Genomic DNA, 10,129 nt, shown 5'->3' with positions numbered 1-10,129 from the left:
GGTTTTTTTTGTTTTCTTTTCTCTTTGTTCCCCGCCCCCCCCCCCCGCCCCCCCCCCCCCCCCCCCCCCCCCCCCCCCCCCCCCCCCCCCCCCCCCCCCCCGCCGCGGTCACGGCCTGGTCGTCACCTTGTAGGTGATCTCCGCGTCGGCGATGCCCCCGCCGTTCTTGGCGGTGATGGTGAATTTGCTGGTGCCGGGGAAGGCAGGAATTCCGGTGATGCCACCGGTGTCCTGGTTGAGGGTCAGGCCGCGCGGGAGGCGGCCGTCGGTGACCTCGTAGCGGATGGTCCGCGGAGTCGTCGAGGTCACCTTGAAGGCGTACAGCTTTCCGACCCGGGCGTCCGTCGGCTCCGGCGTGGCGAAGCCCGGCGTCGGGGCCTTGACCGGCTGCGGGTCACCGATCGGCTGACCGGACGTGTCCATCTCCTGCAGTGTCCACTCGGCGTCCGGCGTGACCTCGCTCAGGTGCCAGTGCCTGCTCGCGACGCCCAACTGCTTCTTCTGTTCGGCAGTGAACGCGCCGGATGCGCGCGCGGACTCCCACATCCGGACGGCGGCGAGCAGCACGGCGGTGTTCTGCCCGGACTGGAGGCTGCTCACGCTGGTCTCGAAGTTGATGCCGGCGTCGAGGGAGGCCGCGTGCGCCAGGGTGTCCTCGATCTTCTGCAGGGCGTCGGCGCCCGAGAGCCCCTGCTGGCCCATCATCCCGGGCAGGTAGTTCGCCCGGTAGAAGGTGTTGCTGCGGATGATCTGAGCGTAGCTCGTGGGGCCGATCTCACCCCAGCTCGCCCTGGACTGGGCGTCCCAGGTGTTCGACGCGAGGTTGCTGCACTCGGTGATGAAGTTCTTGGTGGTGACCTGCCGGTGGACGCCGTTGACGAGCCGTGCGAAGCCGTAGCCGCCCCAGCCGTTGTAGCCGGTGCCTTCAAGCCCGTCGTAGGACGTGGCGTGGACGCCGCTGGTGTTGTAGGCGGTGGCCAGCCGGGTCGCGATCTCGTCGGTGATCGGCAGACTGGCCAGCGCGCCGCCGTAGCCGTTCTGGATGAGCCGGGCGACGGTGGTGCCGGCCGGGTAGTCCTTGGCGGCCGAGGACCACTGTGCCCGGCTCAGGCCGCCGACCTGCCACTCGGTGTTGCTGACCTTGGTGACGGAACCATAGGTGATGAACTCGTCGCCGATGCGCAGCCGTTGACCGTCGACGCCGGAGGCCAGCAGGCCGTTGGCATCCACGTACAGCGTGGTGTCCGACCCGGCCAGCGGGCGGGTGAGCCGGGCGGAGCCGCCCACCGCGAGCCGTGGATCGGCCGGCGCCTTCACGTACGGGTCGTTGGCGTCGATGAAGGTGGACAGGGTGTGCACCCCGACCTCGATGCCCTCCTTCGCCGCTGCGGCCACCAACTGGGCGGCCGCCACGTCCGATCCGCCGAAGGAGCCGTTGAACTGGTAGTGCCCGTGCGACACCCACGGCCCGTTGCCGCTGATCGCGTAGATGTTCCGCACCCCGGCCTGCGCGGCGAGCTTGGCGGCCGCGGTGACGTTGCCCGTGTTGAGGTCGTGGACCCAGAAGTGGGTCTGCGAGGTGCGCTGGGCCACCTTCTGCCACTGGCCGTCCAGGGTGGGGTACGCCTGGTCGTGCTCCTTGGCGATCTGGCTGAGCACGGTCAGGGCGAGATCCGGCGCACTGCCGAACAGGGCGATCTTCGACCCGACGATCCGGCCCTCGGGCGCGGGCAGCGGGCCGAGCGGGATCTCGTAACCGTTGGTGCGCTGCCGGACCCGTACCTTGCTGTAGTCGTAGGTGGTGGCGCGCAGGACGCTGCCCCACGTGGTCTTCGCGGCGACGTTGCTCGCCAGCCACTCGTCCTTCGCGCCGGTCTGGAGCCCGTACGGATTCCAGACGAGATCGGGACCGAACCCGTACGCCAGATGCTCGTTCGGCCACCCGCCCACCGTCTTGTCGTTCAGCGGCCGGACCCCCATGACGAAATCGGAGTTGGCGACCACACCGACCGTCTCGCCGATGGTGTCGTCGAGCGTCGTCGGCAGCGGACCCCACAGCAGCGTCTGCACATCCACACCCGAGGCAGCCGTCAGGCCGACGACTTCAAGTGTGGAATGCGTGGGAAACCCGACGGCCTCTACCTGGATCGTCACGCTCTCGCCGACGAACTCCAGGACCTGCCGGTGGTGCGCCCGGTCACGCGACACGACCCGCACCTTCGCGGGAACCACGTGCTTGCCGTCGGCCACCACGCTGACCAGCGGCACGGGGGTGTCCTTAGCCAGGTGGTCGGTGCCGTCACGCAGGTCCACCAGGCTGTCCACGTAGCCGGAGCCGCTGATGCCCACCGACAGGGAGCCCGCCCCGATCCGCAGCGACGGGGACGTATTGGTCCTGGCCGTTCGCGCGGCATGCGCGGGTCCGGCGGCCATGGCCACGGCCGTGGCCGAACTCAAGCCGCTGGCAACCAGAAAGCGACGCCTGTCCACATGTCCTCCTAGGTGAAGTGACTCTCGATGACGCGCGGGATCGCTGATCAACTGCCCGTGAACAGCGCAGAGGGGCGCAATGCCGGCAAACGTCGAGCGACGAACGAGGTCACCTGGATAGTTCGTATTCTTCAGCGGAGATGGTTCGCGCTGTTCCGGGGAGCGGGATCGGCGGACGGCCGTGAGCCGGAGAGCCCATAGGCCTGCCCGTGCAGGAAAGTGCGCTTGCTTCTCCTGTGTAACTACCGCAGCACAAGTGCGGTCTAGCGTGCACGGCACGGAAGGGGCCGTCAAGGCTTAGTTCGGATCTATTCCCGATGGCGCGGGTGCTCCGTATGGCGGTCCGAGCACCCCTGAACGGGCGGCCCGGGAGGTATCTTGGGGGCCCAGCACTTGGTATTTCGTGACGGCATGCATCGGATACATGGAGCAACATGACTGGATCTTCCCGGCCCGCGTCCGCGTCCGCGGCATCGGAGACGGAGGCGGCTCCCTACCGCCCCGGCTACGAGGTCGCGGCGGAGCGCATCCTGGAGTACGTCGCCCGGCAGGGGATGGGGCCCGGCGACCGGCTGCCCACGGAGAAGGATCTGGCGGCCGAAGTAGACATGAGCAGGACAGTGGTGCGAGAGGGCGTCAAGATCCTCTCGGCCCTCGGGAGGCTCTCGGTGGAGAAGGGACGCGGCATTTTCGTGGCGCATCCCAGGAACGACCTGTGGTCCGACACGTTCTCCCGGTTCCTGCCGACCGACCCGAGCCGCGTCGGTGAACTGTTCGAGTTCCGACGCTTCACCGAGGCCGAGACCAGCGGGCTCGCGGCCGCGCGGGCCACACCGGTTCAGCTCAGGGCGATCCGCGAGGCGGCGCAGCGCTCGGCGGAGGCCGCCGAGCGCGACGACCACGAGTCGTTCGGCCGGGCCGATGCGGAGTTCCATCAGGCGATCGGCGCGGCAGCGGGGAACGCGTTCCTCTCCAGCCTGGTCGACGCGATCCAGCGGCTGCAGCGACAGGTCACCATCGTGGCCCTGGCCGACTCCGCACCGGGATCACTCGCCGGGGCCGCGGAGCAGCACCTGGCGATCCTGGAAGCGATCGGGGCCGGTGAGCAGGAACAGGCCGCCGCCCTCATGGCCCGCCATATCGACACGACGGAACTCCAGGTCCAGCGAGAGATCCGCAATCGCATCTTTGCCGCTCCCGCCGTTCCCGCCGGCCCGGACGGGGCGTGACCGCGGACGACAGCCTCGATCAGTAGTGCCCCTGCCTCCCCGCCCCGCCGCCCACACCGGAAACGACCGGGCGACGGGGCGACGGGGCGGTCGAAGCGTGCCGGGGTCGTGAACCGCACCACCGACGCGTCTCGTTCCTGTGAAGCGAATCCGTATGGTTCGGCGAAACTCTACCGACATGTATCAGATCTATTGCCGCCTTGGTTGAGGTAATAACTCCGTCTCATCTCTTGACATGCCGTCGCGCGCGGACTTCCATACCCCAAGGTGCCCTGAGGGGCGAACGCTGAGGGGAAGCGGTCGCCCTCGAGAGCAGCAGGACTCTGGGAAGAGTCTGAACCATGTGACGGATTCGGTGGACGGTCGGCAGGGGGATTCCCTCTCTCGTCTCGGTACGAACAAGACAGCGACTCGGTACCGCCCCCGGACAACGACGGGTAGGGGAAGTTGGACATGACGCGCAATCCGATACTCACAAGAACCGCCGCCCTCGCAGGTGCTCTCCTCCTGGCCGGGTGCACGGCCGGCAGTTCCGGTACGAGTGCATCCAAGGGCGACGGCGACAAGGTCACCTTGACCTTCCTCACCTTCGAAACGCCCAACCTGGACGCGAAGTACTGGGACGCCGCGATCGCCCGCGCCTCGGCGAAGGTGCCCGGGGTGACGATCAAGAAGCTCGTATCGCCCAGCGCCGACCGCACCGGGTACGCGAAGCAGCTCGACAGCACGGGCCAGTTCCCGGACGTCATGATCGGTCTGAACCCCGCCGGATTCGCCGAGGCGGGCAAGCTGGCGCCGTGGACGGACAAGGAACTCGCGACGTACGAGAACCCCCGCGCCAACACCTACGACGGCAAGGTCTACCAGCTGCCCTACGCCGCCCAGACGACGCTCGTTTACTACAACAAGAAGGACTTCGCGGCGGCCGGCATCGACACACCGCCCCGCACGTACCGTGAACTGCTCGACGACAGCGCCAAGTTGAAGAAGAAGGGCATCAACCCCTTCGTGGTCGGCGGTGGCGGCAAGGATTCCTGGGCCGACATGTTCCCGCTGATCTGCACGGTGGCCACCGACGTCTACAAGAAGACGCCGGACTGGCTGTCCCAACGCGCCAAGGGCAAGGTCAAGTTCACCGACCCGGCGTTCGTCGCCGCCGCCCAGAAGGTCGCCGGCCTCGCGGACAAGGGATACATCGACCGCGCCGGCCTTTCCCGCTCCTACGCGGACACCGAACAGGCCTTCCGTGACGGTAAGGGCGCGATGTATCCGATGGGCAGCTGGTTCTCCGCCTCGGCCGACACGAAGAAGCCGGACTTCGACACGGGCGTCTTCGCGTGGCCCACGGACCAGAGGGCCCCGGCACTCCCGGGCGTCCTCGGCGGCGGGATGACGGTGAGCTCCAAGTCGTCCGATGTTCCCCTGGCCAAGAAGTGGGCCAAGGCCTTCATGGAGGACCAGAAGAACCTGGACGCCGCCGTCAAGGCCGACGGGCTCATCATCGACATCAAGGGCTACAGCCCGCCCAGCACCATGGGCCCCGTCTACAAGAAGACCGTGGCGGCGTATCGGCAGGCCCAGAAGGACGACGGGATCGTCAACTCGTTCTCCCAGGAGACCGGTGACGGTTCCCTGCCGCCCGGCCTGGCCGACAAGGCCGCGGCCGGCGTCCAGAATCTCCTCGGCGGCCGTATGACAGCCCGTCAGTTCGGTGCCTACATGGACGAGCAGTGGGACAAGGCCACCCGATAATGCGCATACGTACCCTGCCCCGACCGGAGAGTTCCCCTGCCGCGCCCGCAGCGAAGGACACGGCAGCGGTCCGACCACAGGACACCCCCGCGCAGCGTGCGTCGCGACCGTCCCGGCGCTTCCGCCCGAACGGCGGACCGGGCCGCTTCGCCGTCTTCGCAGCTCCCGGACTGCTCGCCTACCTGGCCCTCGTCCTGGCGCCGATCGGCATGACCGCCGGCTACAGCCTCACCAACAAGAACCCCTTCAACCCGCCGACCCGGTGGGTGGGCCTGTCCAACCTCACGAGCCTGTTCTCCGACGACGATTTCCTCAAAGCACTGCAGAACACCGTCGTCATCACCGTGATCGTGACGCTGGTGACCAACGCCGGCGGCCTGGCGATCGCCCTGCTGCTCGACCGGCGCGGCTGGCTGTACAACGCTCTGCGCAGCGTGTTCTTCGTTCCGGTCGTGCTGAGCGCCGTGGTGGTCAGCGTCATCTGGCAGGCGATCCTCGTCGACGACGGCCTGCTCAACTCCATGCTGCGACAGCTGGGGGTGAGTCATCCGCCGGGCTGGCTCTCCGACCCGAGCCTCGCCCTCTACACGGTCTCGTGGGTCATCGCCTGGCAGGGGCTCGGCTTCTGCGTGGTTATCTACCTGGCCGGACTGCAGGGAATCCCGCAGGAGTTGCACGAAGCGGCGGCCATCGACGGCTGCGGACCACTGATGCGGTTCCGCCATGTCACCTGGCCGATGCTGGCACCCGCCGTCACCATCAACACGGTCATGTCACTGATCGGCGGATTCAAGGCCTACGACCAGATCCAGGTGCTCACCAACGGCGGCCCCGGCCCCGGCACCACATCCACCCTCGCCTTCCAGGTGATCCAGACCGCGTTCAACGGCAACCACGTCGGCTACGCCTCCGCGATGGCCGTGGCGATGCTGATCCTGGTCGCGACCGTCTCCGTGATCGCGCTCGGGTGGCTGCAGAAACGCGAGGTGTCCGCATGAGCACGAACACGAAGATGAACCCGGATCTGAACGCGAGCATGAACAGGGGCGGAACAAGGGCGTGGATACGCCCGGTCGTCGCGCTCCTCGCCGGCCTGCTGTTCTTCCTGCCGATCTACCTTGTGCTGGTCAACGTGTTCAAGGACGGTTCGGCGATCGTGTCGAACCCGGTCGGCCTCCCGGTCCCACCGACCCTGGACAACATCCAGAGCGTGCTGTCGCGCCCGGACCACCTCTTCTGGTACGGGCTGGTCAACAGCACGGAGGTCACCGTGATCTCCATCCTCGTCATCACCGCGATCTCCGCCATGCTCGGCCACTACCTGGCCCGGTCGACCGGCGTCCTGTCCAAGGTCATCATGGTCGTCCTGCTCTGCGGTCTCATGGTGCCGCCCGCCGTGATCCTCACCCCGATCACCGAAGTCCTGCGCACGCTGGGGCTGATGAGCAGCGTGCCCGGACTGGTCCTGGCGTACGTCGGTTACTACATGCCGTTCGGGGTGTTCGTCTTCGCGGGCTTCGCCAAGACGATCCCCCGAGAGCTCGAAGAAGCCGCGGCGATCGACGGCGCCGGAGCGTTCCGCGCCTTCTGGCAGGTGGTCTTCCCGCTGATGCGGCCGGCGTCGGCCAGCGTGGTGATCTTCCTCGGCGTCTGGATCTGGAACGACTTCCTCAACCCGCTGATCGTCCTGGGCCCGGCGGCCGGCACCACGGTGACCGTCGGCATCTATCGTGCCATCGGCGAACACCAGGCGGACTTCGGCTCGGTCTTCGCCTTCATGTTCCTGGCGACACTGCCCATCCTCGTCTTCTACCTGGCCTTCCAGAAGCAGTTCGTCAAGGGCCTCACAGGAGGAGCGACGAAGGGTTGAGACCGGCCGGTACGGCTGGGCATGTGACAGGGGGCGGGGACCGACGCAAGCCCCGCCCCCCGTCACATGTCGCGGACTTCGGACGCTCGCGCCCCTTCACGTCCTTTCACGTCCGTTCACGCCAGCGCCGCCGAGGTGACGGACGCCACCGCGATGATCAGCCACCCCGTCCCCGAGGAGATGTGGCTCGCCCTGCGTGCCCAGGCTCTGCTGCCGCCGGGCGTGCCGGTGCCTGTCCCGCGTCAGGACGGCGTACGTCCCTGATCGCGGACGGCGGTGTGCGACCGGGTCCCCGGAGCGCAGACTCCCCGCGTTGAACCGAAATTGATCGAATTTCCCTTCACTGGAACGCACACACGAGGATGGTTGCAGAATGCTTGACAGGAGAAACTGTCTTTCTCTGTTGGCGGCCGCTGGAGTCGGAGCGAAGGTCGCTCTCGAACCCACGATCTCACGAGCCCAACCGCTCGACGCAGGGGTTGCCGGAGCCGATGGCCAGGCTGCGGAACTCAGCCGTTCTCTGCGCGAATTGCACGGCTCCCTCCGGGTGTCGATTCGGGAATATGACGGCACGACGCTGCGCCGGGCCCAGGAATTCGACGGCGACCTGCTGACCGACGGACCGCGACAGTGGCAGCTGAAGTGGGATGCACGACGGGTGCCCGATCATCACGGATGGGAGGTCACCCTGACCTGCACCCTGGAGAAGGGGGCTGCGGAACAGACCGCAATCTCCGTTGATTTCCCATTCGAGAGCTGGGAGACCGCCAACAACGTGATGATTCCCGGAATCATCTACAACGGCAATCGCTATCGCGCCATCGGCAACGGATACAATCCGGACTATCCGGCCGACATGTACTACAACCCACAGACGCCGCTGACGATATCGAACAACCCGCGACTGGCCTCCGATGCTGCCCTGCCCTCACGGATCGAGCTGGCGACATGCAATACTGCCGCCCCGGCGATGAGCTTCTTCTCGCCCAAGTTCGGAAAGGGCTGGATCGTCCTCACCGAGCAAGGAACCCGCCTGGGCAACAGTGGGCTCTCGGTTGAGGAGAGTGCGAGCAGGGAAAGCTGTGAATTCCGCATCTCGGCACCGGTTATGCGCCGGCAGGCGGCCGGTTTCGGCGACTTTCGGCCGAGCGGTGACAGTGCGTCGAACTGGGCCCCCGGTGACGATGTTTCGATTCGCTTCCAGGTTTTCACCTTCGATGCCGATGGAATTCCGGCAGTCCTGCAAAAATTCATGGATGTGCGAAAGTCGCTCACCGGCCCCACCGCGCCTCGCAACCTGCTTCCGATGAGTAAGCTGGCGGAGCTCGGCACCAACATCTGCCGAGGCAATTTCACAGAGACCAAGGCAGGCCGCTACTACCTTCCAGAAAACTCCAGGCACTTTCAACTGGGTTGGGTGAGCGGAATGATCAACACCTACCCCATGTTGGCTCTGAATGACCCGACGGAACGGGGCAGGGTCTCCGATGAGCTTGACTTCATCTGTTCCCGCATGAAGGGGCAGAGCGGATTCTTCTACGGCTTCATCAGCGAAGATGGTGAGATCCGCTCAGAGAAGGCCCACCCCGACTTTCCGGCGGTGCAGGCGATGGTACGCAAGAACGGAGACGTGCTCTTCTGGCTGATCAAGCATGTGATGCTCCTGAAGGCGCAAGGGCACGGCGACACCATCAAGGAATCCTGGGAACTGGCCGCAGGCGGTCTGGCCGAAGCATTCACCCGGACCTGGCGAAAGCACGGAGAATTCGGTCAGTACATCGTGCCCGAAACAGGCGACATCGCCGTGTACAACTCGACGGCCGGCGCCATCGCTCCGGCCGGGCTCGCCCTGGCGGCTGAATACTTCCACCGTCCGGACTGGTTGGCCGCGGCCGAGGAAGCAGCCGAATTCTACTATGAGCGCGACATCAAGTCCCGTGGATTCACCAGCGGAGCGTGCGCGGATATTTCACAGGATGCGGACTCCGAAACAGCGTTTGGTCTCCTGGAGTCATTCATGGCGCTGTACCAGTACACCGGAAAGAAGAGATGGCTGAATCGCGCGAAGGTCCAGGCCGCTCTGTGCTCGTCCTGGACTCTTGCGTACGATCCGCTGTTTCCGGCAGGCAGTGATATCGCGCGGCTGAAGGGAAAGATGGCCGGCGCCGTTTGGGCAAGCAGCCAGAACAAACATGCCGCGCCCGGTGTCTGCACGTCCTCCGCTGACCACCTGTTCAAGCTGTATCGAGCTACTGGGGACAAGAAGTACGCTGAACTCATCAGCGATATCCAGCATGCCCACGCCGAGGCCGTCAACATGCCGGGGCACATAACCACCGACTACCTCATCGGTTCGAGCATGGAGCGGATCCAGCCCAGCGATGCCGAGGGCAAGGCTGCCGTCGGTGATTTCATCAGGACGAGAAACTCCTGGACCGAGACCAATGGTGTCTTGATGGCACTCGAACTTCCCGGAATCTACGTCCGGCCCGGGGAAGGAATTCTCATTCCCTTCGATCATGTCGAGGCCGAGCATGTCAGCGAGAGCCGTCAGGCAGCCGTAGTCCGCTTGACCAACAACACGGCCTACGCGGCACGGGTGTCGGTACTGGCGGAAACGGCCCGCCAATCGGCCCGCCCCCTTGGGTACACGGCGTTTCTCGATTGGCCGCAGGTCGAAGTCCCGGCGGGTGGGGCGGTCACCGTGCGGATCACGAGGAAGGGCAAGGTCGCACGTCAAGCCTGATCCGGCCGTTCTCGCTGTGCACCCGTTCCATCAGCACCTTCG

General features: G+C 66.1%; 7 protein-coding genes. 6 read left to right on the top strand and 1 reads right to left on the bottom strand.

From position 1 onward, the window contains the following. Positions 1-108 precede the first annotated feature (108 nt). The gene (locus ACZ7IB_RS16015) at positions 109-2,433 is read right to left on the bottom strand and encodes an Ig domain-containing protein (protein ID WP_470913070.1); all 2,325 of its coding nucleotides are present in this window, start codon (positions 2,431-2,433) and stop codon (positions 109-111) included. 491 nt (positions 2,434-2,924) lie between these two features. On the opposite strand from ACZ7IB_RS16015, the gene ACZ7IB_RS16010 reads away from it, so the two are divergent. The 6 genes from ACZ7IB_RS16010 to ACZ7IB_RS15985 all read left to right on the top strand — a co-directional run bounded on the left by ACZ7IB_RS16010 (position 2,925) and on the right by ACZ7IB_RS15985 (position 10,087). Beyond that, positions 2,925-3,719, top strand: a complete 795-nt coding sequence (locus ACZ7IB_RS16010; protein ID WP_470913069.1) for a FadR/GntR family transcriptional regulator — start codon at positions 2,925-2,927, stop codon at positions 3,717-3,719. 453 nt (positions 3,720-4,172) lie between these two features. Beyond that, positions 4,173-5,471 carry an ABC transporter substrate-binding protein gene (locus tag ACZ7IB_RS16005; RefSeq protein WP_470913068.1) on the top strand — a complete coding sequence of 433 codons (1,299 nt, stop codon included), beginning with the start codon at positions 4,173-4,175 and terminating at the stop codon, positions 5,469-5,471. After that, on the top strand, positions 5,471-6,469 hold the full coding sequence (locus ACZ7IB_RS16000; protein WP_470913067.1) for a carbohydrate ABC transporter permease: 999 nt from the start codon (positions 5,471-5,473) through the stop codon (positions 6,467-6,469). The genes ACZ7IB_RS16005 and ACZ7IB_RS16000 overlap by 1 nt, the downstream gene beginning before the upstream one ends. 38 nt (positions 6,470-6,507) lie before the next feature. Continuing rightward, a complete protein-coding gene (locus tag ACZ7IB_RS15995) occupies positions 6,508-7,341 on the top strand; it encodes a carbohydrate ABC transporter permease (protein WP_266737255.1) in 834 nt (277 codons plus the stop codon). 135 nt (positions 7,342-7,476) lie between these two features. After that, a complete protein-coding gene (locus ACZ7IB_RS15990) occupies positions 7,477-7,605 on the top strand; it encodes a hypothetical protein (protein ID WP_470913066.1) in 129 nt (42 codons plus the stop codon). Between the two features lie 109 nt (positions 7,606-7,714). Beyond that, positions 7,715-10,087 (top strand): hypothetical protein, encoded by a 2,373-nt coding sequence (locus ACZ7IB_RS15985; protein WP_470913065.1) that lies wholly within the window; start codon positions 7,715-7,717, stop codon positions 10,085-10,087. The last annotated feature ends 42 nt before the right edge of the window (positions 10,088-10,129 follow it).

The sequence above is a fragment of the Streptomyces sp. NPDC037301 genome (assembly GCF_055602785.1).
Note: the sequence above shows the minus strand (reverse complement) of the source record. Positions and strands in the feature narration are given on the sequence as shown.

Coding starts and splice junctions, on each gene's coding strand:
- ACZ7IB_RS16015 (WP_470913070.1), bottom strand. CDS start 2,433: ATGGCCGCCGGACCCGCGCATGCCGCGCGAACGGCCAGGACCAATACG.
- ACZ7IB_RS16010 (WP_470913069.1), top strand. CDS start 2,925: ATGACTGGATCTTCCCGGCCCGCGTCCGCGTCCGCGGCATCGGAGACG.
- ACZ7IB_RS16005 (WP_470913068.1), top strand. CDS start 4,173: ATGACGCGCAATCCGATACTCACAAGAACCGCCGCCCTCGCAGGTGCT.
- ACZ7IB_RS16000 (WP_470913067.1), top strand. CDS start 5,471: ATGCGCATACGTACCCTGCCCCGACCGGAGAGTTCCCCTGCCGCGCCC.
- ACZ7IB_RS15995 (WP_266737255.1), top strand. CDS start 6,508: ATGAACAGGGGCGGAACAAGGGCGTGGATACGCCCGGTCGTCGCGCTC.
- ACZ7IB_RS15985 (WP_470913065.1), top strand. CDS start 7,715: ATGCTTGACAGGAGAAACTGTCTTTCTCTGTTGGCGGCCGCTGGAGTC.